The organism is Pseudoalteromonas sp. NSLLW218, from assembly GCF_015864775.1.
Classification (GTDB): Bacteria; Pseudomonadota; Gammaproteobacteria; order Enterobacterales; family Alteromonadaceae; genus Pseudoalteromonas.
Genome location: NZ_JADYWO010000014.1, coordinates 92,572 through 115,733, shown reverse-complemented (window position 1 = coordinate 115,733; position 23,162 = coordinate 92,572). Strand labels below are relative to the sequence as shown.

The 23,162-nt window shown below is 40.2% G+C and carries 29 protein-coding genes; 8 read left to right on the top strand and 21 right to left on the bottom strand.

Going from position 1 to position 23,162, the window contains the following annotated elements; all coding sequences use genetic code 11:
* Nucleotides 1–800 precede the first annotated feature (800 nt).
* The 18 genes from rplQ to I6E80_RS18490 form a co-directional block, all read right to left on the bottom strand.
* Nucleotides 801–1,202, bottom strand: a complete 402-nt coding sequence (gene rplQ, locus I6E80_RS18575; RefSeq protein ID WP_002959450.1) for a 50S ribosomal protein L17 — start codon at nucleotides 1,200–1,202, stop codon at nucleotides 801–803.
* Between the two features lie 39 nt (nucleotides 1,203–1,241).
* Nucleotides 1,242–2,228 carry a DNA-directed RNA polymerase subunit alpha gene (rpoA, locus tag I6E80_RS18570; RefSeq protein ID WP_002959452.1) on the bottom strand — a complete coding sequence of 329 codons (987 nt, stop codon included), beginning with the start codon at nucleotides 2,226–2,228 and terminating at the stop codon, nucleotides 1,242–1,244.
* Between the two features lie 24 nt (nucleotides 2,229–2,252).
* Entirely contained in the window at nucleotides 2,253–2,873 is a 621-nt protein-coding gene (gene rpsD, locus I6E80_RS18565; RefSeq protein ID WP_002959461.1) for a 30S ribosomal protein S4, read from the bottom strand.
* A gap of 21 nt (nucleotides 2,874–2,894) precedes the next feature.
* A complete protein-coding gene (rpsK, locus tag I6E80_RS18560; RefSeq protein ID WP_002959471.1) occupies nucleotides 2,895–3,281 on the bottom strand; it encodes a 30S ribosomal protein S11 in 387 nt (128 codons plus the stop codon).
* A gap of 12 nt (nucleotides 3,282–3,293) precedes the next feature.
* Nucleotides 3,294–3,650, bottom strand: coding sequence for a 30S ribosomal protein S13 (gene rpsM / locus I6E80_RS18555; RefSeq protein WP_007584664.1), 357 nt, complete (start codon nucleotides 3,648–3,650; stop codon nucleotides 3,294–3,296).
* 124 nt (nucleotides 3,651–3,774) lie between these two features.
* The gene (gene rpmJ, locus I6E80_RS18550; RefSeq protein WP_002959476.1) at nucleotides 3,775–3,888 is read right to left on the bottom strand and encodes a 50S ribosomal protein L36; all 114 of its coding nucleotides are present in this window, start codon (nucleotides 3,886–3,888) and stop codon (nucleotides 3,775–3,777) included.
* 22 nt (nucleotides 3,889–3,910) lie between these two features.
* Nucleotides 3,911–5,239, bottom strand: coding sequence for a preprotein translocase subunit SecY (gene secY, locus I6E80_RS18545; RefSeq protein ID WP_024599499.1), 1,329 nt, complete (start codon nucleotides 5,237–5,239; stop codon nucleotides 3,911–3,913).
* A 10-nt stretch (nucleotides 5,240–5,249) separates the two neighbouring features.
* Entirely contained in the window at nucleotides 5,250–5,684 is a 435-nt protein-coding gene (gene rplO, locus I6E80_RS18540) for a 50S ribosomal protein L15 (RefSeq protein ID WP_002959480.1), read from the bottom strand.
* 4 nt (nucleotides 5,685–5,688) lie between these two features.
* Entirely contained in the window at nucleotides 5,689–5,871 is a 183-nt protein-coding gene (gene rpmD, locus I6E80_RS18535) for a 50S ribosomal protein L30 (RefSeq protein WP_002959482.1), read from the bottom strand.
* Nucleotides 5,872–5,873: 2 nt separating this feature from the next.
* Nucleotides 5,874–6,380 (bottom strand): 30S ribosomal protein S5, encoded by a 507-nt coding sequence (rpsE, locus tag I6E80_RS18530; RefSeq protein ID WP_002959485.1) that lies wholly within the window; start codon nucleotides 6,378–6,380, stop codon nucleotides 5,874–5,876.
* 9 nt (nucleotides 6,381–6,389) lie between these two features.
* Nucleotides 6,390–6,740, bottom strand: a complete 351-nt coding sequence (gene rplR, locus I6E80_RS18525) for a 50S ribosomal protein L18 (RefSeq protein WP_002959486.1) — start codon at nucleotides 6,738–6,740, stop codon at nucleotides 6,390–6,392.
* Between the two features lie 9 nt (nucleotides 6,741–6,749).
* Entirely contained in the window at nucleotides 6,750–7,283 is a 534-nt protein-coding gene (gene rplF / locus I6E80_RS18520; RefSeq protein ID WP_002959488.1) for a 50S ribosomal protein L6, read from the bottom strand.
* A gap of 13 nt (nucleotides 7,284–7,296) precedes the next feature.
* Nucleotides 7,297–7,689, bottom strand: coding sequence for a 30S ribosomal protein S8 (gene rpsH / locus I6E80_RS18515; protein WP_007584660.1), 393 nt, complete (start codon nucleotides 7,687–7,689; stop codon nucleotides 7,297–7,299).
* A 21-nt stretch (nucleotides 7,690–7,710) separates the two neighbouring features.
* On the bottom strand, nucleotides 7,711–8,016 hold the full coding sequence (rpsN, locus tag I6E80_RS18510; protein ID WP_010554914.1) for a 30S ribosomal protein S14: 306 nt from the start codon (nucleotides 8,014–8,016) through the stop codon (nucleotides 7,711–7,713).
* Between the two features lie 10 nt (nucleotides 8,017–8,026).
* On the bottom strand, nucleotides 8,027–8,566 hold the full coding sequence (gene rplE / locus I6E80_RS18505; RefSeq protein WP_010554915.1) for a 50S ribosomal protein L5: 540 nt from the start codon (nucleotides 8,564–8,566) through the stop codon (nucleotides 8,027–8,029).
* 16 nt (nucleotides 8,567–8,582) lie between these two features.
* Complete coding sequence (gene rplX, locus I6E80_RS18500; protein WP_002959496.1) at nucleotides 8,583–8,897, bottom strand: 50S ribosomal protein L24; 315 nt, start codon at nucleotides 8,895–8,897, stop codon at nucleotides 8,583–8,585.
* Nucleotides 8,898–8,907: 10 nt separating this feature from the next.
* Nucleotides 8,908–9,276, bottom strand: a complete 369-nt coding sequence (gene rplN / locus I6E80_RS18495; RefSeq protein ID WP_002959498.1) for a 50S ribosomal protein L14 — start codon at nucleotides 9,274–9,276, stop codon at nucleotides 8,908–8,910.
* Nucleotides 9,277–9,549: 273 nt separating this feature from the next.
* The gene (locus tag I6E80_RS18490; protein ID WP_170072840.1) at nucleotides 9,550–11,520 is read right to left on the bottom strand and encodes an AsmA family protein; all 1,971 of its coding nucleotides are present in this window, start codon (nucleotides 11,518–11,520) and stop codon (nucleotides 9,550–9,552) included.
* 233 nt (nucleotides 11,521–11,753) lie between these two features.
* Here I6E80_RS18490 and I6E80_RS18485 point away from each other — a divergent pair, with 233 nt between their 5' ends.
* The 8 genes from I6E80_RS18485 (at nucleotide 11,754) to I6E80_RS18450 (ending at nucleotide 18,743) form a co-directional block, all read left to right on the top strand.
* A complete protein-coding gene (locus tag I6E80_RS18485) occupies nucleotides 11,754–12,185 on the top strand; it encodes a hypothetical protein (RefSeq protein ID WP_197184287.1) in 432 nt (143 codons plus the stop codon).
* 8 nt (nucleotides 12,186–12,193) lie between these two features.
* Entirely contained in the window at nucleotides 12,194–12,394 is a 201-nt protein-coding gene (locus tag I6E80_RS18480) for a helix-turn-helix transcriptional regulator (RefSeq protein ID WP_197186171.1), read from the top strand.
* A gap of 155 nt (nucleotides 12,395–12,549) precedes the next feature.
* Nucleotides 12,550–13,713: a hypothetical protein gene (locus I6E80_RS18475; protein ID WP_024591362.1), complete on the top strand. Its 1,164-nt coding sequence runs from the start codon at nucleotides 12,550–12,552 to the stop codon at nucleotides 13,711–13,713.
* A gap of 277 nt (nucleotides 13,714–13,990) precedes the next feature.
* Nucleotides 13,991–14,677, top strand: a complete 687-nt coding sequence (locus I6E80_RS18470; protein WP_197186170.1) for a TorF family putative porin — start codon at nucleotides 13,991–13,993, stop codon at nucleotides 14,675–14,677.
* Nucleotides 14,678–14,869: 192 nt separating this feature from the next.
* On the top strand, nucleotides 14,870–15,583 hold the full coding sequence (locus I6E80_RS18465; RefSeq protein ID WP_197186169.1) for a YIP1 family protein: 714 nt from the start codon (nucleotides 14,870–14,872) through the stop codon (nucleotides 15,581–15,583).
* Between the two features lie 55 nt (nucleotides 15,584–15,638).
* Nucleotides 15,639–16,805, top strand: coding sequence for an efflux RND transporter periplasmic adaptor subunit (locus I6E80_RS18460; RefSeq protein ID WP_197186168.1), 1,167 nt, complete (start codon nucleotides 15,639–15,641; stop codon nucleotides 16,803–16,805).
* Nucleotides 16,805–17,512 (top strand): ABC transporter ATP-binding protein, encoded by a 708-nt coding sequence (locus I6E80_RS18455; protein WP_024594267.1) that lies wholly within the window; start codon nucleotides 16,805–16,807, stop codon nucleotides 17,510–17,512. Before I6E80_RS18460 ends, I6E80_RS18455 begins: the two co-directional genes overlap by 1 nt.
* Nucleotides 17,505–18,743, top strand: a complete 1,239-nt coding sequence (locus tag I6E80_RS18450) for an ABC transporter permease (RefSeq protein ID WP_076925846.1) — start codon at nucleotides 17,505–17,507, stop codon at nucleotides 18,741–18,743. Before I6E80_RS18455 ends, I6E80_RS18450 begins: the two co-directional genes overlap by 8 nt.
* Nucleotides 18,744–18,755: 12 nt before the next feature.
* On the opposite strand, the gene I6E80_RS18445 is transcribed toward I6E80_RS18450, so the two are convergent.
* The 3 genes from I6E80_RS18445 to I6E80_RS18435 form a co-directional block, all read right to left on the bottom strand.
* Complete coding sequence (locus I6E80_RS18445) at nucleotides 18,756–19,085, bottom strand: hypothetical protein (RefSeq protein ID WP_024599489.1); 330 nt, start codon at nucleotides 19,083–19,085, stop codon at nucleotides 18,756–18,758.
* Nucleotides 19,082–19,393 (bottom strand): Bor family protein, encoded by a 312-nt coding sequence (locus tag I6E80_RS18440; protein ID WP_024599488.1) that lies wholly within the window; start codon nucleotides 19,391–19,393, stop codon nucleotides 19,082–19,084. Before I6E80_RS18440 ends, I6E80_RS18445 begins: the two co-directional genes overlap by 4 nt.
* 183 nt (nucleotides 19,394–19,576) lie before the next feature.
* On the bottom strand, nucleotides 19,577–23,155 hold the full coding sequence (locus I6E80_RS18435; RefSeq protein ID WP_197186167.1) for a M1 family aminopeptidase: 3,579 nt from the start codon (nucleotides 23,153–23,155) through the stop codon (nucleotides 19,577–19,579).
* Between the last annotated feature and the right edge of the window lie 7 nt (nucleotides 23,156–23,162).

Below are 23,162 nucleotides of genomic sequence, written 5' to 3'. Positions count from 1 at the left end.
TTAAGTTTAAACTTTCTAAAAAGATTCAAACTAAGTTTTACTTAACACCCTGAGTTGTTCGTGCCTCGCTATGCGTTAGCGTTTCCCGTCTCAGTGGGGTCGCATTATAGGGAGATCCGAAAACAGATCAACCCTTTTTTGAAGAAAACTTGAAATAATGTGCTGTTCGCTGAGTATTTGAGCTAAACGCTCAAAAACACAACTAAACTACCAATGTTAATAGGTTCTTATAGCTATTTGAAATGAAAATTATGATAACTACTAACAGGTAGAGATATATTTCGATCACCTATGTGGAAAAACTAACCAATAGAGTAAGAGTCGTATTGCTATAAATCATTTAAATTAATCAAAAGCGGATAATTGGATTGATCAGGCTATATTTAATAATAGTTTTACATATTTAAGAAGGAAGTTTGCATGGGCCATAATAGTTAACTTTACTATGAGGTTCTTAGTACCGGTATATAGATAAGAGAGACCACGTTATATTTTCTAATCAGATCTATAAGTAAAAAGTTCGTTAGGCTTGCTTTATTTGTAGCTCAATTCGCAGCGGTATTATTAATAGCTGTAAATCACATATATAGTGGAAATGATCTTTGACTAGAATCTGATAGGCTATTTTGAATGAATGGTAAGTGAAGAGTAATTGGGTAGAGCTATTAAAGCAGCTGTCAAAACAACTTATCAATTCAGTATGTACTCACAATAGAAGGTAATTACTGGTTCATATAGTTTGACAAATTTTAGACAAGAAAAAGCCGAGCATAAGCTCGGCTTTTAGGTTTCTTTAAGACTTACTCTGCAGACTGTGCGTCTTCTTGAACTGCTTCGCTAGTCGCTGGGCGACCAACTAGTTCAATATAAGCCATTGGTGCATTATCACCAGTACGGAAGCCACACTTAAGAATACGAGTGTAACCACCTGGACGATCCGCGTTACGTGGACCGATTTCACTGAATAACTTACCAACAACTTCATTATCACGCGTGCGAGCAAACGCTAAACGGCGATTTGCTACACTGTCAGTCTTAGCCAGTGTGATTAAAGGTTCAATTACACGACGTAACTCTTTCGCTTTAGGCAAAGTAGTTTTGATGATTTCATGTTTCACCAAAGAACCTGCCATATTGCTAAACATCGCTTTACGATGGCTACTGTTACGGTTTAATTGACGACCACTCTTACGATGGCGCATGACCCTATCCTTCTAACTAAACTAATATAGTGATTTAGATTATTCAGCTAAACTTGCAGGTGGCCAATTTTCTAGGCGCATGCCCAGAGAAAGTCCACGTGAAGCTAGCACGTCTTTAATTTCAGTTAGAGACTTCTTACCTAAATTAGGCGTTTTAAGAAGCTCAACTTCAGTGCGCTGAACTAAATCACCGATATATTGAATTTGCTCGGCTTTCAAACAATTTGCTGAGCGTACTGTTAATTCAAGATCATCAACTGGACGAAGTAGAATAGGATCGAATTCTGGCTTCTCTTCTTTCTCTTCTGGCTCAGTTACATCACGTAAATCTACGAATGCATCTAATTGCTCAGCTAAGATAGTAGACGCACGGCGGATCGCTTCTTCTGGATCTAAAGTGCCGTTTGTTTCCATATCAATGATTAACTTGTCTAAATCTGTACGTTGCTCAACTCGAGCTGATTCAACCGAGTACGCAATACGTTCAACTGGGCTAAATGATGCATCAAGCAACAATCTACCAATTGGACGCTCATCGTCATCAGAGGATAAACGACTAGATGCCGGCACATAACCACGACCGCGTTCAACACGAATACGCATGCTGATCTCGCTGTTATTTGTAGTTAAATTACAAATAACGTGATCTGGATTAGCAATTGTTACATCGCCATCGTGCTGAATATCAGCCGCAGTAACAGGGCCTACACCAGATTTAGTCAGGGTCAGAAAAACTTCATCTTTGCCTTCTAACGTTACTGCTAAACCCTTAAGGTTTAATAGTATTTCAATGATGTCTTCTTGAACGCCTTCTTTCGCGCTGTACTCATGTAAAACACCGTCGATTTCAACTTCAGTTACTGCACATCCAGGCATAGATGAAAGTAATATACGGCGTAAAGCATTACCCAGAGTATGACCAAAGCCACGCTCTAATGGTTCTAAAACTATTTTAGAACGCGTTGGGTTGATAGCGTCGATGTCGACTAACCTTGGTTTTAGAAATTCTGTAACAGAACCCTGCATGTTATCCTCTCTTAACTCTTAACTTTACTTAGAGTAAAGTTCGACGATTAGTTGTTCATTAATGTCCGCAGACAAATCTGAACGCTCAGGTAGGCGCTTGAAGCTGCCTTCCAGTTTCTTACCGTCAACTTCAACCCAAGTCGGCTTTTCACGTTGCTCAGCCAACTCTAGAGCAGCGATGATACGTGCTTGTGTCTTAGACTTCTCACGGATTACAACAGTATCTTCTGGAGTAATTACGTATGAAGGAATGTTCACAACACGACCATTAACTAGAATCGCTTTATGGCTTACTAACTGGCGTGCTTCAGCACGTGTGCTAGCAAAACCCATGCGATATACAACATTGTCTAAACGTTGCTCTAAAAGCTGTAACAAGTTTTCACCTGTGTTGCCTTTAAGGCGAGCAGCTTCTTTGTAGTAGTTACGGAATTGCTTTTCTAGTACACCGTAGATACGACGTACTTTTTGCTTTTCACGTAATTGTAAACCGTAATCAGATAAGCGACCTTTACGAGCGCCGTGCTGACCAGGTGCAGTCTCAAGTTTACACTTAGAGTCGATAGCTCTTACGCCGCTCTTAAGGAACAGGTCAGTACCTTCACGACGACTCAGCTTGAGCTTAGGGCCCAAATATCTTGCCATGTTATTTCTCCTAACCTATTGTTAAACGCGACGTTTCTTCGGTGGACGACAACCATTATGTGGTATTGGCGTCACGTCAGTTATGTTGGTAATACGGTAACCAGCAGCATTCAAAGCACGTACAGCAGATTCACGACCTGGACCTGGACCTTTGATGAAAACTTCTAGATTTTTTAAACCGTATTCTTGAGCAGCAGTACCTGCACGCTCTGCAGCAACTTGAGCAGCAAATGGTGTAGATTTACGTGAACCACGGAAACCTGAACCACCGGCAGTAGCCCATGATAGTGCATTACCTTGACGGTCGGTAATCGTTACAATAGTGTTGTTGAAAGACGCATGAACATGAGCCATACCATCAGCAACTTGTTTTTTAACCTTTTTACGACGAATTGGTGTCTTAGCCATAATACTATCCCCTTATCGCTTAATAGGCTTACGAGGACCCTTGCGGGTGCGCGCGTTAGTCTTAGTTCTTTGACCACGTAGTGGTAAAGAGCGACGGTGACGTAGGCCACGATAACAACCAAGGTCCATAAGGCGCTTGATATTTAAAGTAACTTCACGACGAAGATCACCTTCAACAGTGTACTTGCCAACTGCATCACGCAGTACGTCAAGAATTTCGTCTGAAAGTTCACCGATTTTTGTGGTTTCGGCGATACCAGTCGCTACTAAGATAGCCTTAGAGCGAGTCTTACCTATGCCATAAATAGCTGTTAAACCAATAACTGCATGTTTATGATCAGGGACGTTAATGCCAGCAATACGGGCCACTAACACATCTCCTATATTCGAATTTGGTAATCATCTGTTTGAAAAGCCCGTAAGGATACTCAAACGAAGACCAAATTACTACTAAAAACACAGGCCGAGAAAACTCAGCCTGCACGCTGTTTACTTAACCTTGCCTTTGCTTATGCTTAGGCTCACTGCAAATTACGCGTACTACACCAGCACGTTTAATAACTTTACAGTTACGGCATATTTTCTTAACGGAAGCACGTACTTTCATTGCTCAACTCCGTAAACTGACCTTATCGACCGTAGCCTTTAAGGTTCGCTTTTTTCAGCACAGAATCATACTGATGAGACATCAGGTGAGTCTGTACTTGTGCCATAAAGTCCATGATCACTACAACGATAATCAAAACTGATGTACCGCCGAAGTAGAATGGCGTTTGCCACGCCATCGTCATGAATTCAGGCACCAGACAGATAAAGGTTATATACAAAGCACCTGCCAATGTCAGGCGTGTCATCACTTTATCAATGTATTTAGATGTCTGCTCACCTGGACGAATACCTGGGATAAATGCGCCAGATTTCTTAAGGTTATCTGCAGTTTCACGTGGGTTAAACACCAACGCTGTATAGAAAAAGCAGAAGAAGATAATAGCCGCAGCTAAAACAAGCGAGTACAACGGTTGACCTGGGGTCAACGTAGTAGCAACAGCTTGTAATACATCAGCGACTGGACCTTCACCTTGGCCGAACCAGCTGGCAATTGTACCAGGGAACAGAATTATACTGCTAGCGAAGATTGGTGGAATAACACCCGCCATATTTACTTTTAGTGGTAAATGCGTGCTTTGGGCAGCAAATACTTGACGACCTTGTTGGCGTTTCGCGTAGTTAACAACAATACGACGTTGCCCACGTTCGAAAAACACTACAAGATAAGTAACAGCGAATACGATTACCGCAACCATCAACAGTACAAAAACATTCAAATCACCTTGGCGCGCCATTTCGACTGTCGAACCAATAGCAGACGGCAAGTTAGCTACAATACCAACAAATATTAGAACAGAGATACCGTTACCGATACCGCGCTCTGTTATTTGTTCACCCAACCACATAAGGAACATAGTACCAGTAACTAAACTCACCACTGCGGTGAAATAGAAACCCATACCAGGGTTAACAACTAACCCCTCCATCATGCCCGGTAAGCTAGAAGCAATACCGATTGATTGAATAGTAGCTAGCACAAGCGTGCCATAGCGTGTGTACTGGCTAATTTTTTTACGCCCTTGCTCACCTTCTTTCTTAAGCTCTATAAACGGAGGATACATATGCGTTAATAGTTGCGTAATAATCGAAGCCGAGATATACGGCATAATACCCAGTGCTAACACTGAAGCTCGCTCAAGAGCACCACCACTGAACATGTTGAACATCTCAACAATGGTGCCCTTTTGTTGCTCGAAGAAATCGGCAAGTACAGCGGCGTCAATCCCAGGGATCGGCACAAATGAACCTAGACGGTAAATTATGATAGCACCCAATACGAAGAGTAATCGGCGCTTCAATTCCGAAAGTCCACCTTGTGCACTTTGTGTATCTTGACCTGGTTTAGCCATTAGTACTTCCTTAGTCTTCTACCTTGCCTCCGGCAGCTTCAATAGCTTCGCGAGCACCTTTAGAGGCTTTAAGGCCTTTAACGGTAACAGCGCGTGAAACTTCGCCAGATTTAACAACTTTAACGAAAAGAACGTTCTTTTTAACTAGACCAGCTGCTTGTAACGCGCTTAGGTCTACCACATCGCCTTCAACTTTAGCGATTTCAAAAAGGTTTATTTCTGCAGATACTAAAGATTTGCGAGAAGTAAAACCAAATTTAGGTAGACGACGTTGCATAGGCATTTGACCGCCTTCAAAACCAACGCGTACTTTGCCGCCAGAACGTGATTTTTGACCTTTGTGACCACGACCGCCAGTCTTACCTAGACCAGAACCGATACCACGACCAACACGTTTTGGAGCAGTTTTTGAACCTGCAGCAGGTGAAAGTGTATTCAAATGCATCGAATTAACCCTCTACCTTAACCATGTAAGAAACCTTGTTTATCATACCACGTACACATGCTGTGTCTTCTAACTCAACAGTGTGGTTGATACGACGTAAACCAAGACCGCGTAATGTAGCTTTATGTTTCGGTAAACGACCGATAGAGCTTTTTACTTGTGTTACTTTTACAGTTTGATTTGCCATGGTTACCCCAGTATTTCGTCTACGCGAAGGCCACGTTTTGCAGCGATTGACTGTGGAGAATTCATATTCTCAAGAGCCGAAATCGTTGCACGTACCACGTTGATTGGGTTAGTAGAACCGTAACATTTAGAAAGTACGTTCTGCACACCAGTCACTTCAAGTACTGCACGCATAGCACCACCTGCAATGATACCAGTACCTTCAGATGCTGGTTTCATGAACACTAGTGAGCCAGCATGACGTCCCTTAACAGGATGCTGTAATGTGTTGCCATTTAGGTCTACGTTGATCATGTTACGACGTGCTTTTTCCATTGCTTTTTGAATAGCAGCTGGAACTTCACGTGCTTTACCATAACCAAAACCTACTTTACCTGCGCCATCACCAACTACAGTTAGTGCAGTAAAGCTAAAGATACGACCACCTTTAACTACTTTAGACACACGGTTCACCGCGATTAGCTTTTCAGCTAGATCAGGCTGTTGTTGCTTTGCTTCTACGTTAGCCATAGTCTACTCCTAGAATTGCAAACCGGCTTCACGCGCAGCATCAGCTAGCGCCTTCACACGGCCGTGATATTTAAAGCCACTGCGATCAAAAGCAATCTTTTCGATGCCTTTGTCAGCCGCACGTTCAGCAACCGCTTTGCCAACTGCTTGCGCAGCTTCAACGTTACCGGTGCCTTTAACTGTTTCGCTAATAGCCTTTTCAACAGTAGAAGCAGCAGCCAGTACATTACCCTCAGCATTTACAACTTGAGCGTAGATGTGACGTGGCGTGCGGTGGATAACAAGACGCGTTGTGCCTTGTTCAATATAATTTCTACGAGTGCGTTTAGCACGACGTAGACGAGCTGTTTTTTTATCCATCGTCTTACCTTACTTCTTCTTAGCCTCTTTACGGCGTACATTCTCATCTGAATAACGAACACCCTTACCTTTATAAGGCTCAGGTTTACGGTATGCACGAATGTTAGCAGCTGTTTGACCAACTAACTGCTTGTCTACGCCCTTAACTAGAACTTCTGTTTGGCTTGGAGTTTCAATCGTAATTCCTTCAGGAACTGCGAAATTAACTGGGTGTGAGAAGCCAAGAGTTAAATCTAATGTTTTACCCTTAGCTGCAGCACGGTAACCCACGCCTACTAACTGAAGTTTCTTCTCGTAACCTTCATGCGTACCAACAACCATGTTGTTGATTAGAGCGCGAGCAGTACCTGCTTGAGCCCATGCATTCGCTACGCCATCACGAGGTAAAGTAGTAATAACGTTGTCATTAACTTGTACTTCAACAGCGTTGTTGATAGTACGAGTAAGTTCACCGTTTTTGCCTTTAACTGTGATTTCCTGGCCTTTTAATGTAACTTCTACACCGGCAGGAACAGTAATTGGTGCCTTTGCTATGCGAGACATAGTTCCCCTCCGATTAAGCTACAAAACCAATGATTTCACCACCAACACCAGCACTACGTGCTGTGCGGTCTGTCATTAGGCCTTTAGAAGTTGATACGATAGCGATACCAAGACCACCCATTACCTTAGGTAATTGGTCACGTTTCTTATAGATACGTAGACCAGGGCGACTTACACGCTGGATATTTTCAATTACAGCTTTGCCTTCGAAGTACTTCAACTCGATAGAAAGCTCAGGTTTAGTTTCACCGTTAACGGCGAAATCTACGATATAACCTTCGTCTTTTAGTACTTTAGCTAATGCTACTTTCAGCTTTGAAGTTGGCATCGTTACAGATACTTTCTTCGCTGATTGACCGTTACGAATTCGTGTAAACAAATCCGCGATAGGATCTTGCAAGCTCATAGTCTTACTCCCATGATTCTATTACCAGCTAGCCTTTTTAAGGCCAGGAATTTCACCGCGCATAGCTGCTTCGCGAACTTTAATACGGCTCATGCCGAATTTGCGAAGGAAACCATGTGGGCGGCCCGTAATGTTACAACGATTACGTTGACGTGCAGGGCTAGAATCACGAGGTAAAGCTTGTAGCTTAAGTACCGCGTCCCAACGATCATCTTCAGATGTATTAACATCACTGATGATAGCTTTTAGTGCTGCGCGCTTTTCAGCGAACTGAGCAACTAGTTTTGTGCGCTTTGCTTCGCGCGCTTTCATAGAATTCTTTGCCATAACCCTACCCTTATTTCTTAAATGGGAAGTTAAACGCTTCTAACAACGCACGGCCTTCCTCATCAGATTTCGCAGAAGTAGTGATGGTAATATCCATACCGCGTACACGGTCTACTTTATCGTAATCGATTTCTGGGAAGATGATTTGTTCACGTACGCCCATGCTGTAGTTGCCACGTCCATCAAAAGACTTAGCACTTACGCCACGGAAGTCACGAATACGTGGGATAGCGATTGATACCAAACGCTCAAAAAAGTCCCACATACGCTCGCCGCGTAGGGTTACTTTACAACCAATCGGGTAACCTTCACGCACTTTGAAGCCAGCAACAGATTTGCGTGCTTTAGTGATTAGAGGTTTCTGACCAGAGATTGCTGCTAGATCCGCTACTGCGTTATCTAAAATCTTCTTGTCAGCTAGGGCTTCGCCCACGCCCATATTCAATGTGATCTTTTCGATCTGAGGGACTTGCATGACAGAGCTGAAACCAAACTTCTCTTGAAGTTCAGCAACTACTTTGTCTTTATATACTTCATGCAGTTTCGCCATCATTCTACTCCAACTATTAGATAGTTTTACCAGTAGATTTAAAGATACGTAATTTCTTACCATCTTCAATCTTGAAACCTACACGATCAGCTTTACTCGTTTCCGAGTTGAAGATCGCAACGTTTGATGCATCCATAGATGCTTCTTTCTCAACAATGCCGCCAGCTTGGTTCAATTGTGGAACCGGCTTTTGGTGTTTCTTGATCAAGTTTATGCCTTCGACAAAGATTCGACCAGATTCAGTAACAACTGAAAGCACTTTTCCGCGCTTACCTTTGTCTTTACCTGCTAGTACGATTACTTCGTCATCACGACGTATTTTTGCTGCCATGATTGGCTCCTTACAGTACTTCTGGGGCTAGTGAAACGATTTTCATGAACTTATCATTACGAAGTTCGCGAGTCACAGGGCCGAAAATACGTGTACCAATTGGCTGCAAGTTATCATTTAAGATAACAGCCGCGTTGCTGTCAAAACGGATCAGAGAACCATCTGGACGGCGAACACCTTTTCTGGTACGCACAACTACCGCGTTTTTAACATCACCTTTCTTCACTTTACCGCGAGGAATAGCTTCTTTTACAGAAACTTTAATGATGTCGCCAATCGCTGCGTAGCGACGGTGTGAACCACCAAGGACTTTTATACACTGCACTTTGCGAGCGCCGCTGTTATCAGCAACTTCCAGCTGAGTTTGCATTTGGATCATGTTAATGACCTCCGGTGTAGTAATTACAACGTGTCTAAAATTCGTTTAAAAATCAGACATTTCGATTAAATCCCAATCAAAAAACAAACGAGTTGTCTCTTAAGGGCGGGCAATTGTACCAGCATTGAGGGGGTAGTGATAGGTTATTTTTTAATTAATTTAGAGCGTACGGTTATTAAAGTTGAGTAATTACGGCTATGTAGCTATTTTACAGGTGGTTACAAAACAAACAAGGCACTATATAAGTGCCTTGTTTGTTTTAACTATAGATGATTAACCGAATAAACCTTTTAATTTATCTTTAATCTTATCCTTTGCTTTGTCTTTGGCTTTTTCTTTTGCCTCATCGACTTTTTGTTTAGCTTCATCTTTAAGCGCATTACCCACATCAAGCTTTATACCAACATCGTGGAAAGGCCCTTTTATACGTAGTGGTATTTTAAAACCAGTACTGTCATCAGTGGTTCCCTGTCCTTCGATTGATCCAACTATGCCTGTAACCAAACGGTAGTTAACCGCTGTTTGCGGTAAATCAACATCGCCTTCACCTGATATTCTTATGAGTGGGCTAATAAGTGATAAATCAGTATTTTTACCAACACCATTAGTAAAATTAAAACTACCAGTTAGTGCAGAGAAATCTGTTTGCTCAGATTCTTCAAATCCGGTATCCAGCCCTTCAGACGCTGCACCAAAGTTTCCTGAAATGAGTTCCTTACCTTTACGAACCATCTCAGCTATATTCGCACCTTTTACAGCCCCATCAGCAAACTCAAATCCAAGTTTTCCGTTAAGCGCACCAATAAACGACTTTTGACTTTGGCCAGTTGTGTTTAGGTTCCAATTTAAAGAACCCTTACCCATTAGCTTGTCAAAACCTGCCGCATCAGTTAATAAAGGCTGTGCATCTATACCAGCTAAGTCAAAGTTAGTTGATATTTTATAAGGCACTTGTTGTGCGTTTACATTGATAACCCCTTTACCTGACCCTTCATAAGCAGAAAAGCTATCTAAGCTTAGTTTTGCAACGCTATTTTTTAAAGCAACAGTAAATTGATTTGCGCCCAACTTAATATCGTTAGCTTTTAATCCACTTGAACGAATAACTACATTCGCATCTAGTGAATTTAACGCACTTAGATCAATTTTAGTGTCATCCCATACTATTGGCTCTGCAGGTTTATCATTTTGCTCTACTGGCTCTTCTTGTTTTGCTACTGCTTCAGGTAGATACGGATTTAAATCAAGCATACCTAAATCAATATCAGCATTTACAGTTAAACGCTTACCTAGGTTAAGCTCACTCTTACCTTTTATTTCCAATGCGTCTAACGTCGCAACTAAATCTTCTAAATTAAATTTCTCACCTGCTAGGTGCATTTTACCGTTTACACTAAATGCGTTAAAAGCATTATCTTTAGCGTCTAACTCTACACCTTGCCATTTCGCAATACGTTTAACAGACTCACCACTTAGTGCTAACTGACCTTTAATATCTTGGCCTTGCCCAGCGATGCTCCCTTCGAACGTTAAATCAACTAAACGAGAATCTAAGGTTTGTTTAACATTAAAAGTAGCACCTTCAATTGCTTTAGCAGGAGTATCTAATTTTATATCAAGCTCAAAACGCTCCTGCATATAAGTAATACCCCCTTTTACTTCTAATGTTTTACGAAGTGATGGAAGTAAAATAGCGAGTTCTAAATCACTAATTTGTTGCTTAGCACCTGTTAGACCATCTAGATAAGTAAATGTGCCGCCATAAATAGCAACCTCACCTAACTCAATATCAAAGTTATCTGGAAGCTTTATCGCTTCACCTGATTGGCTTTGCTCTTTAGGTTGCTCTGCAACTGCATCAAATAACTGCCAATTAGCTTTACCATTTTTGTCAGTTTCTAATAGGATATTTGGTTCGTTTATCACAAACTTATCTAATTTAAACTCACCACCAAATAATGAAAACCAAGGTATGTGTACAGCAAGCTGTTTCATACTCGCCATATCGGCGCGCGAACCTGATTCCATATTTGCAAAATGCACGTCGTTAAGTTCTAACTTTAATGCAGGGAATACGCTAAGTGTTTTATCACCTTTAATAGTAAGAGTGCGCCCAGTTGTTTGTTCTACCTGCTGCGACACTTTATTAAAAATAGTATCAGTAGGGATTAAAAACGGTGCGGCAACAATTAGTGCTATACATAATAAAAGTATTACACCTACAATTTTAAGTAAGGTTTTCATGATCGTCCTTTCAAACGTGCAAATAATGTTCTTATCATAGCGAGTGTTAGCCTTAAAATCATTGTAGTTGATGTAAAAAAGCCACTAAAACTACTTTACCTGTTCTATATGAATCTTTCCTGAAACATTTTGATACCTTTAGGTTACAAATAAGTATTGACCCGATGATACCCCAAGGTTACATTGATACCCAAAGGTTACAAAAAATAAAATACTATCACAGGATGAATACTATGAAACAACAGGATATTAAAACTGAAGAACAATTTATGGGTCAAAACATATGGATTAGTTTAAGCGCAGGGATAGTTTGTTTACTTCTCTGTGTTTACTCACTAATAAAACAAGATCAACATATTGGAGGGCTTTTAACTGTTGGAATGGGCGTTTTTTTTTATGTAGTTATAGTGATTATTTACCTCATTAAAGGGGGCTTTCCGTTAAAAATGTATTTTCAATACGCTTATAAAGATGAGTTTCTAAACACCATTGATACTAATGCCTATAAACATTTAAGTTTTGCATTTGTATTTTGCCTTCTTGGAGTTTTTTATAAAGGTAATGAAATAGCTAGCGAGGTCTCGCATGCAACTATGGCAATATTCTACCTAGGTATCATGCTCTTGGTATATGGCGCTTCATTGCTTTGGCAAAATCGTGATTAGGAGAGGAAATGCAAAATAACATAGCAAAGTATCGAAAAGAAGCCAGGCTTTCACAGCAAGAACTTGCTGATGCTATTAACGTGTCGCGCAAAACAATAAGTACCGTAGAAACAAACCGGTTTACGCCGTCGGTAATAATTGCTCTAAAAATAGCAAAGCATTTTAATACCTCAGTCGAAGGTCTCTTTGTACTGGATGAAAATGATTGATACATGTTAAAGCATTAGTCTCATTTTATTAGCAAAAATACTGATTTAGTCACTTCAATTGCAACGTATGGAGGACAGCGCTGTTGTTATTAGCGTAATTGCGCTAAAATAGACCAGCAAAAAAATATATATCTAAACCGGAGATTCTACAAGGCATGAAAAAACTGCTAATTTCACCGTCAAAAATGACGCTAGGCGAACAAGAAAATCAAATCTATCAGAACATTCTGAAGCAATCTTCAGAGTTAAGCCTTAACCTTATGGCCGTGAAAGTAGAAAACCACCCTGATGATTTTTTACCTTGGTGTTACGAATTGCTAAGTGCAAGCAGAGATCGTATGAACTACGATTTACTAGAGCCACAGCAGTTACCAGTACTTAAGAAGCTACACGATCAGCTTATTTCAGCTATCAGCTTTTTACAGGTTAAAACTTTACGTATTGCTCCGTGGCCTGTTGTAAGTGTATTTGTAGAACAACACAAAGATGTTATTGCACTTGATGAACAGCTTCGTTTGGTAGACTACATCAAAAGCATTCGTGAACAGTCTCTTAAAGATATGATTCCTGAAGACTTACTTGCGTTTAGCGGTAAGCACATGGCATCACTTGATCCAAGCACATACAACTTTGACGTTGAATGGTTTGCATCTACAAAAAGTGCAAAGAGCTTCCATCAAATGCTTGGTGATTTACCAGGTGCTTTTGACGATGCACTAGTGAATATTCCACTTGAAGGTGATATTACTCAATACGAATATCAACAATTTGTTGCTGCTTATTCAAAAATATTCACCGACAACAACGAAAAACCAACACTTGCGCCTGCAACACGACTGCTTGCAATGCGTCGCCCTGATTTATTTACTCCGATTACAAATAATCGATTAGATGCATTATGTGGTGCCCTTGGTGTTTCTAAACTTAAAAATAGTGATTTTGAGCGTTACTGGCAAGATATCGTAAAAGGTATTCAAGCTATGTCATGGTACAAAATGGCTAAACCTAGTAATGAGTTAGAAGAACAATTGGTTGCTATTAAAGCATTAATTCCATGTTTCTTTCACTACGCTGATGCTAAAACACCAGATAACTCTAACTACATTAAACTGCTAACCAAGCCTAAACGTACTACAACTACTACAGGTAAAACTCAGCGTAGAGGTAAAGAGTCTGCAGAAATATTAGTAGACCGTGCACTTGCTGCTGACGATATTCCTGAGCATATTCGCAGTAAACGTGATTCAATTGTGAGTGAAGTACAAAAAGGTCGCAGCGTAAACGAAACAATTAGCCTTATGCGCACTATATTCGGTTAAAATCTTCTAATTTAGCCGTACTTTTATGGTGCGGCTAGGTTAATTTATGCACCAGCAATGTGCGCAACATCTTCCTTCATATTATACCCCCATCCTATTCATAAAATTCAAGCTCATGTTTTTAATAAATAAAAAATAATTTTTAATAAAAAATAATGAAGCTGGCACATACAGTGCAATTATCCCGTTAGTTAAACAATAAAAAGCCGTCAGCCTAAAGGTTCCGATTACATAATAAAAACCTTGGCGAGCAAAAATCATATAACGGGAAATGGACATGCTAAAACTAAAAAAAACAATCGCTATCAGTGCTATAGCATTAATGGGCGCAACATCTTTAACGTCAACAGCCGTACATGCTGAAGTAACAGCAAACGCAGCGGCAACATCAAACTACTTATGGCGTGGTCAAGAGCAAACTGGGGGCGATGCAGCTATTTCAGGCGGTATTGATTACGCTAATGAATCGGGCTTTTATGCAGGTACTTGGGCTTCAAATGCATCGTGGGCAGATGAAATGACTTATGAGCTTGACTTATATGCAGGCTTTGGTGGCAACATTAACGAAAGTGTTAGCTACGATGTTGGTTATATTTATTACGCTTACCCAGACGCAGCCTCTGAAGCAGACGCAGATTTCTCTGAAATTTACGGTAGCATTAGTGTTGAAGGCTTTACCTTTGGTGCTTCTGTACTAGCAACATCAGCTGCAAGTGGTGACGGTACAGACTTTGGTGATTCACTTTACCTGACAGCTGATTACGGTTTTGCTGTTGGCAGTAACGGCACTGAAATGGCACTTCACTTGGGCCATTACTCTGGTGACTTTATTGGTGATGACAATATCTTAGATTACGGTGTATCAATTTCGAAAGACGGTTTTACTTTTGGTTTGTCTGATACAGATATGGATGATTCAGATATTAAAGCTTACGTTGCTTATTCTGTAGACTTTAATTTATAAGAAAGAATGTGTTACTTGCTGCAACACGAAGGGCCTTTTGGCCCTTTTCTTGTTTTTGAACAAGCCCCTTCACACCTGTTAACAAACCGTTACAATTGAATGAAAACAATACATACATTTTCCTTTATTCTATTACCTAGTCACTGGGCATTTATAACTGCCTAGCCATAAAATAGGTATAAAGGAATAATAATGAAATCACCTAACGCGTTTAGCGCCCTACTCGATATTTATATAAGTCCTAGTAAAGCTTTCAATGGTGTTGAACACGCCAGAGGTTGGTCATGGCTTGCTTTTATAGTCATGTCTTTAGTTTCAATGGCGAGTATTTATATTTTTTATTCCACTGTTGATATGCAGTTTTTGATTAATGAGCAAGTAGCAGCATCAACTATTGATGCGACGATTGGCGAGCAAAAAATGATTCGCCAAAGTATAGAGCAAAATGCAGAAGGCCAAATATGGTTTGGTTTGTTTGGCGGCGTAATTGCGCTGGCTATCATGAATGCATTAATGGCACTTTATTATATGCTTGTGGCTAAACAGGATCCTGAATCAGAACATAGCTACGGAGCTTGGTATGGATTCTCTACCTGGACAATGATGCCAGTTGTTATTTCAAGCCTAGGAACAATTGCTCTTGTACTAAGTGCAAGTACAGATCAAATATCTCAACAAGCCGTATTTAGCTATGCATCTATTAACCAATTAATAATAGGACTTGAAATTGGCCATCCTTTTTATAGCTTATTAGAATCAATAAACTTGTTTAGCTTTTGGAGCATTGCGCTGGGAATGATCGGCTTAAAATGCTGGACTAATTTTTCAACTAACAAAGCACTCCTATTCTCTGCTCTTCCTTCAATTATTATTTTTGGTATTTGGGCAATCATTGCAGCAAGTTAACTCTTAAGTGGAGGTAGATACTAGCTCCACATTACTTAATTCACGGATAGATAAAATGAAAAAAGCAATAATCATCACACTCGCTGTAGGCGCATTTATAGCCCTAATTGTGTCAAAGCAAATTTCTGGCGATGAAAAACAAGCCGAAGTAAATATTGCTCAAGTAGAGCTTGGCGACATTGCTGACTCAATAATGGCTTCAGGTAATTTAGTTTTTAATACACAAGTGCAATTACGCTCTGAAGTGACAGGCCGAGTGGATAAAATATTTGTTCAAGAAGGCCAAGGAGTTAAACAAGGCGATATGTTAATGCGCCTTGATACAACTGCTTTTGAATCAGAAGTTACCCGCAGTAAAGCAATCCTTCGCGCCACAGAGATTGAAATTAAACATAGTAGAACACGCCTGACCAATCTAGAGCGACAACTTAAAAGACAAAAAGACTTATACGATGTAGGTTTAGGTAATCAAGAAAGCTATGAGAACATTGAAAGCGCACGCGATCTAGCTAAAATCGATATTGAGTCACGAATAGAGTCGTACAACCAAGCACAAGCGTCACTACAAATTGCGCAAGATCGCTTAAGTAAAAGTGTATTTAGAGCTCCAATGAGTGGCTTGCTTGCATCTGTAAATATTAAAGAAGGTGAAACCGTTATAGCTGGTACTACTAATATTATTGGCTCTGATTTAATGCTAGTAGCCGATCCTAGCGCTATCTTAGCCGAGCTACGTGTGGATGAAACCGACATTGCGAGTATTAAGCTTAACCAAAAAGCGAATATTTATGCGGCCGCATACCCTAATAAACCATTTAGCGGCACAGTAATCAATATTGGTACTTCAGCTAAAAACCAAGCCGGCTCTCAAGGTTTATCGTTTAAAGTAAAAGTATTACTCGATACTACTGAGCGCCAGCTATATGCAGGAATGAGTTGTAGAGCAGAGATCGCAACAAGCATTGCCGAAAACGGTTTAAAACTTCCAATAGAAGCAATCCAAAAAGAAGACGATAAAACATTTGTATGGCGACTAAATAGCGATAATACAGTTAGCAAAATTGCCATAACTGTTGGAATATCATCTGATATAGAGCAAGCAATTACTGAAGGCTTAAATGAGGGCGACAAAATAGTTATTGGCCCTGCGCGCCCAGTAAGTCTTTTGACTGAAGGTGATGTGGTAAAACTTAAATCAGATGCAGACAAGGAAGAAGCCTAATGTCTGCGGTAATCAAGCTAGAGCATATTAATAAACAATACAAAATGGGCTCAGAGGTATTTAAGGCACTTGATGATGTAAACGTACATATAATGCAAAACGAATACGTGGCGATTATAGGACCTTCTGGTTCAGGCAAGTCGACCTTAATGAACTTATTAGGCTGTTTAGATACACCCAGCAGTGGCGAATACTACTTAAAAGACAAACTAGTAAAAAGTATGACCGAGACAGAGCTTGCTCATCAGCGTAATGAAAGCGTTGGGTTTATATTTCAAAGCTTTAATTTAATACCACGTGCAACCGCACTAGAAAATGTAATGCAGCCTTTAGTGTATCGCTTTATCCCTAGCAAACAGCGCAAGCAACAAGCCCTAGAAGCACTAAAACGGGTAGGTCTCGGTGATAAAGTTAATCATTTATCTAGCCAGCTATCGGGCGGGCAACGTCAACGGGTTGCTATTGCCCGCGCTTTAGTCACAAAACCACATATATTATTAGGAGATGAACCCACAGGTAATCTTGATAGTAAAACGACCCGCGAAATTATGGATTTGTTTGATGAGCTGCATAACGAAGGTCACACTATTATTTTAGTAACACATGAGCAAGAAATTGCCGATCATTGCCAACGCGTAATTCGTTTAGTCGACGGTAAAGTGGTAAGTGATGTAACTAAAGATGAAGGAATCAAGCAGCATGTTTAAATCAGCTCTTGCGATAATGGAAGGCACTAAAGCCGCTTTTTCAGCTATTAAAGCTAATGCAATGCGCAGCGCACTGACCTGTTTGGGCATTATTATTGGTGTTGCCGCCGTAGTTACTGTAGTTGCAGTAATGCAGGGTTTTACAAAGCAAATAAATGATCAATTTGCTGATATGTCGCCAGATGTAACAACAATAAAGCCTTACACCAGTATTGAACTCGAAATGGTTGGTAAAAATGCCAAGCTTACCTACGACGATTTTTTAGCTTTAAAGTCGCGTATAAAAGAAGCTGAAACGCTAACTGCCCTAATGTTTACCTGGCGTTTTTCGGGAGGGGCTGAGTATGGAAATAAAAGCCATTCATCGCGTGTAATAGGTACTGAGCAAGACTATCAAAAAGCGTATCGTACTTACCCTGAACTTGGCCGCTTTATTCGTGCCGAAGATGATGATAAACGTAGAAGAGTCGCATTTATCGGCCCTTCAATCATAGAAAAGCTAAACCTTCCTGAAAACCCAGTAGGTGAATATATAAAACTAGGTGGTGAATGGTTTAGGATTATTGGTGTTGCTGAAAAACAAGGTAGCTTATTTGGCTTTGACCAAGACGATTACATTAATATTCCAATTAGTACTATGAGTGCTTTAGAAGGCGGAAGTACACAAACTAATGTGCAAATTATGTTTAGGTTAAATGAAGGTACTAACGAAGAACAAGTGCTTGCAAAAATAACCCGTGTATTACGCCAACTACATAAACTAAAAGAGAAGGATGAAAACGACTTTGAATTTGAAACCGCTGAAAAATCTCGTGCCCAAATAGATAAATTTACCAGCAGTGCTACCGCTATTACTGCAGGTATTGTTGGCATTAGCTTACTCGTTGGCGGTATTGGTGTTATGAATATAATGCTCGTGTCGGTAACTGAACGCACACGCGTTATTGGTACATTAAAAGCACTAGGCGCAACGCCTGGCTTTATTATGCTGCAGTTTTTAGTTGAAGCCGTTGTGCTTTCACTCTTTGGTGGCTTAATAGGACTCATTATAGGGTATGGCGCCGCAGGGCTAATTTCATTCTTAGTCCCGAGTATGCCTGATGCATATATACCAGCATGGGCTGTAATACTATCGTTCGGATTTACATCAATGATTGGAATTATATTTGGTTTAGCCCCCGCAATTAAAGCAGCAAGACTAAACCCTATAGATGCACTACGTTACGAGTGATAGTGATAATAATTACTCAGCTTTAAATGGTACCTTATTACATTGTACTTCTACTGTTTTAGGGTACCAAGCTGGGCCGATTTGATTCACAACCACCTCAGCTAAACCATTAGTAAACGATTTATACGTATGAACGCTTTGCCACTCCCCTTGTGGGCAATGTGTTGTTAAATCTAACGGCTCTGATCCCTCGTACAACGCAAGTGCAAAATTATGATGCCACCGTGAGCTTTTTAGTGCTTTATTGCTTACTTTGCTCTGCATACCGTTATCAAAGTAAATATTTGTACACCCCGTTAAAATAATTAGTGTGCAACCGGCTGCAAATAACTTGATGCTCATAATGTCTCCCCTAGTACTTGCTCTTGGCACCACACTTTAATGGTATGGGGCGAGTATATTCCAAGCGTAATTAAACTCAGCGCTCCATCACTAAACGTTTGTTGTGACTGCATTTGAATAACCGGTGTATCTAAGCAAACTTGTTTTACATCTACCCGCTGCTCACCCACTAATCCCCATAAATAAAATGGGCGGCTATCCTCGTAGGTCGCTTTACTTGTAATTTTTGCGATAGCTTGTGGCTGTATGGTTACCGCAGAACAAGCACTGAGGCTTAATGCTATCGCCCCTATAATTAATGGTTTCATACTCTTCCTTATAAACTAAATACCAGTAAGGTAACTTTATAAGAGAACATAAAATATTAGCGTAAAAAGCTGTGGGGAATATGTAGAAACGCTATGAAGTTTTATACAGTTTATTACACATAAAGGCCGCATAAATGCGGCCTTTAAAGTAGTCAGTTTAAGTGCTTAGTAAATAAATAGACTTTAAAACTTAGCTAAGTTGTTTTTACTATCTTTGTCGACCAGCTTAATGTAAGGATCAACCCCCGCAAATAATGGTTTTTCTTTTACTTTTAGCTCAATAGTATTGGTACCAGATACTATTTGATGCTTTTTCGAGTAAATAACAAAGTCTTCAGCGAGTAAGTTTTCAGGGTCGTCGCTAAATAATGCAATATCAATTAGCTCATCGAGCGGCTGCTCGGTTTCTTCACCTTGTCCATCGGCATGCTGCTTAACGGCTTCTACATTAAGAGTTACGGTATAAAAGCCTTCGCTATCAGCGCTATCTGTAACTGACACATCTTTCATCTCAAACTCATACAAGGTGATATATTTAAACTGATCGTCAATAAAACTTTGCTCTGCTTGCGTTGCGTCTTGTTTTAAATAGCTAAGTAAATCAAGCGTAGTTGGGTATGGTGTTGATTGGTATTTAAACTCATTCAAAAATGCTTTAAGTGCGGCATTTAAGCGCTCTTCACCTAATCGGTCATACAAAGCCATCATCGCAACTGAGCCTTTATTGTAATGAAGATATTGTTGAGACTGCGTTTTATACAGCGGCATTTCTTCAAAGGCTTCGCCAGTACGGCCCATTAAGTATCTATCTAACTCGTACTTTAAAAATTTACGAAGTTTCTCGGCGCCAAAGCGTTTTTTTAGCACCATAAGTGCGCTGTATTGGGAGAGCGATTCAGAAATAACGGCACTGCCCTCTACATTAGCCCCCGATACTTGATGCCCCCACCATTGGTGTGCAACTTCATGTGCGGTTACATAGTAAGGGTAGTCAACTTTACTCTCATCTCTTAAGTCTGTAATAAAACCAATACTTTCAGAGTAAGGCACCGTATTAGCAAAACTTTGCGCAAACGAGCGATACTTAGGAAACTCAATAATACGTAACTGCTTATGCTGATACGGGCCAAAGGCTTGCGTGTAGTAATCTATTGAGTCTTGAACTGACTCAATCATGCGGTCAACATTCCATGCATGATCTTTGTGGTAGTACACCTCAATATTTACACCGTTATGCTCAACTTTTTTACTTTCAAGCTCTGCCGAAAGCACAGAGTAAAAGTTTATAATTGGAGCATCCATTTCATAAACAAAAGTACGGCGCCCGTCTTTTACACTCTCACTTTTTAAGTAACCTGGTGTAATAGCAAATTGTGACTCATCGGTGGTTACCGTTGCCTTATAGTTTATAAAGCCATTAGCAGGCCCAAACTCATTTTGCGTATAATAGCGGCTGTCTTCTAGTTTATGTGCGCGCTCAAGTTCAGGTAAATCGTGCTTGCGGCGCTCATACTTATCGGCAATTTGAAAATACTTTTGATAACCAAAATTTGGTAATAATTCTCCATTATTTACAAATGTCCCGTTGTGCACGAGTTGAGTATCAGATCTTCTATCAACAAAACCGTCGTGTTCACGAGAAACTAAAAGCTCACCTTCGCGTACTTCATTAGGCATTAGCGGTTGTTCAAACTCAAACCATACCATGCCAAAATCGGTTAAACGTTCTACTATTTTTCCGCCCGCCATTTTTACATCCCAGCTTTTAGATTGGCTAGGCTCGTTGATTAACACACGGGTTATTGGCTCGTTTGCGGTATTGGTAAACTTAATTTTGGCCACGGCATTTAAAGCACGCTTTTTAGGATAAATATCAATGTTTAAATCAACATCAGTTATTATAGGCAGTGGCAAGTCTTTGTATTGTGAAAACTCTTGCTCATACCTTACTTGTAGCGCTTCGCTATCATCACTTGTTACAAACTCGTTGATTACACGGGTGTTGTAATAAATGTTATAACCCGCGCCCACAAATACCAATAAACTTATAACGGCTGCAATCTGGCCTTTTAAAGACATGTTGTAACGTACTAAAGATAAACGAGTACGCAATGTTTGCGACGGGCCGCGATGCCATAAAGCAAACCCTACAATAGCTAAAAACACACTCAATGCCCCCCAATATAGGGTATACCAATGCGCGCCTTGTAAAAAATGTCCATAACCGTTTATATCTGAATACGGTACGCTACTGCTTTGCGAAAAATGATACATATGATGCTCAAACCCGTAAGCACCCATTACCATTTGAGCAATGTAATACAAAATAAATAAACCCATACCTATGTATTTATTAGGGCTAATTATTTGTAAAAAGAACGCCAATATAGCCATCATAATAAAAGGCAGTAATGTAAGGTAACCCAACCTAAATAAGTACTGGCCAAGCTCTAGGTTAAATTGCCCCTTAAACAGTTGTACTGCAATGGTAAACATCATGCCTACTAAATAAAGACCACAAACTGCAGTGATTAACGCAATAATTTTAGATACCCAAAACACACTGTTATGCACCGGGAAACTGTCAACAATATCACCCATACCACTGTGGCGTTCTCGCCAAACCAGCTCTGCGCTGTAATAAGCAATAATGATAAACATAAACAAAGCGGAGGAGTTTTGAATAATGCCCACCATGTTTTGTGTAAGCGGCCAATCTGTTGTGCCATACGCGCCAATAGGCGCAAAGAGTGGTGCGAGTAACATAGTAATACTGACACCCGCTAAAATCATAAAAGGGGCACTTAATATAACCTGCTTAAGTTCAAATAAGCTGCGCATTACTAATTGCGATTGCGTATTTACCCCTTTTGACTTGTAATTTTTAGCGCTGCTAATAAGTGCTGCTTGTTTATTTTTTACAAACGTTGAGACAGCAAATTGCTTTTTCTGTTTTTTACTTACTACGCGATTACCTAACTTTCCGAGGCCAAAAAACATCGCTAAACTTATTGCTACCCATAAAATACGGTTAATTAAAAAATCGCCCGAGAGCGTTAACACTTCGGTATTTTTATCACTTACAGTCCAGTAACGGGTTAAGTCAATTAACGAACCGAGGCCGAATGGATCTGCGTAAACAACAATATTCCTAAACGCTAAATCATCAAAATAGATACTCGCCAATTGGTAGGTTATATAAATCACTACGGCCGTTACATATACCGCCATCATGGTTTTAAAATAGACCGCCACACTATTAAAAATAGCACTGAGTACCAGTAAGCTGGGTATTGCTAAATATAAAAAAGGCGCTGCGTAATATATAAACTTATTAGGGCCTACTAGCTCACTATCAAGCCAGCCAACCAACAAGCCAAATTGAGATCCCAAAAACACGCCTAATGGCACAGTTAAAAAAACAACTAGCACAACCAAGTAAGCACCAAAAAAACGTCCTGATTGATAAACAAGAGGGTCAACGGGCTTACTAAATACCAGCTCATCCATTTTGCTTTCACTGTTGCGAATAGCGGAGCTGGCAACAAAATTAACCACTAAAAACATAGCGAGTGTACAAAATGTAACGGTTAAAAGCATAATAGAGAAAGGCGAGTTCATATGAACATTCGCCCCACCTAGCGGAAACTTACTACTGGAGCTTATAAAAAACGCCATAAAAAAGAAGATTAACGACGTCACATAAAACGAAGGCTGGCGCACAAAGTAGCGCAGCTCAAACGCGAGCATATTAAAAAACATAACGCCT

Bases quoted from the DNA above. Each gene is read 5' to 3' on its own strand.
- rplQ (WP_002959450.1), bottom strand. From the start codon at position 1,202: ATGCGCCATCGTAAGAGTGGTCGTCAATTAAACCGTAACAGTAGCCAT.
- rpoA (WP_002959452.1), bottom strand. From the start codon at position 2,228: ATGCAGGGTTCTGTTACAGAATTTCTAAAACCAAGGTTAGTCGACATC.
- rpsD (WP_002959461.1), bottom strand. From the start codon at position 2,873: ATGGCAAGATATTTGGGCCCTAAGCTCAAGCTGAGTCGTCGTGAAGGT.
- rpsK (WP_002959471.1), bottom strand. From the start codon at position 3,281: ATGGCTAAGACACCAATTCGTCGTAAAAAGGTTAAAAAACAAGTTGCT.
- rpmJ (WP_002959476.1), bottom strand. From the start codon at position 3,888: ATGAAAGTACGTGCTTCCGTTAAGAAAATATGCCGTAACTGTAAAGTT.
- secY (WP_024599499.1), bottom strand. From the start codon at position 5,239: ATGGCTAAACCAGGTCAAGATACACAAAGTGCACAAGGTGGACTTTCG.
- rplO (WP_002959480.1), bottom strand. From the start codon at position 5,684: ATGCATTTGAATACACTTTCACCTGCTGCAGGTTCAAAAACTGCTCCA.
- rpmD (WP_002959482.1), bottom strand. From the start codon at position 5,871: ATGGCAAATCAAACTGTAAAAGTAACACAAGTAAAAAGCTCTATCGGT.
- rpsE (WP_002959485.1), bottom strand. From the start codon at position 6,380: ATGGCTAACGTAGAAGCAAAGCAACAACAGCCTGATCTAGCTGAAAAG.
- rplR (WP_002959486.1), bottom strand. From the start codon at position 6,740: ATGGATAAAAAAACAGCTCGTCTACGTCGTGCTAAACGCACTCGTAGA.
- rplF (WP_002959488.1), bottom strand. From the start codon at position 7,283: ATGTCTCGCATAGCAAAGGCACCAATTACTGTTCCTGCCGGTGTAGAA.
- rpsH (WP_007584660.1), bottom strand. From the start codon at position 7,689: ATGAGCTTGCAAGATCCTATCGCGGATTTGTTTACACGAATTCGTAAC.
- rpsN (WP_010554914.1), bottom strand. From the start codon at position 8,016: ATGGCAAAGAATTCTATGAAAGCGCGCGAAGCAAAGCGCACAAAACTA.
- rplE (WP_010554915.1), bottom strand. From the start codon at position 8,566: ATGGCGAAACTGCATGAAGTATATAAAGACAAAGTAGTTGCTGAACTT.
- rplX (WP_002959496.1), bottom strand. From the start codon at position 8,897: ATGGCAGCAAAAATACGTCGTGATGACGAAGTAATCGTACTAGCAGGT.
- rplN (WP_002959498.1), bottom strand. From the start codon at position 9,276: ATGATCCAAATGCAAACTCAGCTGGAAGTTGCTGATAACAGCGGCGCT.
- I6E80_RS18490 (WP_170072840.1), bottom strand. From the start codon at position 11,520: ATGAAAACCTTACTTAAAATTGTAGGTGTAATACTTTTATTATGTATA.
- I6E80_RS18485 (WP_197184287.1), top strand. From the start codon at position 11,754: ATGAAACAACAGGATATTAAAACTGAAGAACAATTTATGGGTCAAAAC.
- I6E80_RS18480 (WP_197186171.1), top strand. From the start codon at position 12,194: ATGCAAAATAACATAGCAAAGTATCGAAAAGAAGCCAGGCTTTCACAG.
- I6E80_RS18475 (WP_024591362.1), top strand. From the start codon at position 12,550: ATGAAAAAACTGCTAATTTCACCGTCAAAAATGACGCTAGGCGAACAA.
- I6E80_RS18470 (WP_197186170.1), top strand. From the start codon at position 13,991: ATGCTAAAACTAAAAAAAACAATCGCTATCAGTGCTATAGCATTAATG.
- I6E80_RS18465 (WP_197186169.1), top strand. From the start codon at position 14,870: ATGAAATCACCTAACGCGTTTAGCGCCCTACTCGATATTTATATAAGT.
- I6E80_RS18460 (WP_197186168.1), top strand. From the start codon at position 15,639: ATGAAAAAAGCAATAATCATCACACTCGCTGTAGGCGCATTTATAGCC.
- I6E80_RS18455 (WP_024594267.1), top strand. From the start codon at position 16,805: ATGTCTGCGGTAATCAAGCTAGAGCATATTAATAAACAATACAAAATG.
- I6E80_RS18450 (WP_076925846.1), top strand. From the start codon at position 17,505: ATGTTTAAATCAGCTCTTGCGATAATGGAAGGCACTAAAGCCGCTTTT.
- I6E80_RS18445 (WP_024599489.1), bottom strand. From the start codon at position 19,085: ATGAGCATCAAGTTATTTGCAGCCGGTTGCACACTAATTATTTTAACG.
- I6E80_RS18440 (WP_024599488.1), bottom strand. From the start codon at position 19,393: ATGAAACCATTAATTATAGGGGCGATAGCATTAAGCCTCAGTGCTTGT.
- I6E80_RS18435 (WP_197186167.1), bottom strand. From the start codon at position 23,155: ATGTTTTTTAATATGCTCGCGTTTGAGCTGCGCTACTTTGTGCGCCAG.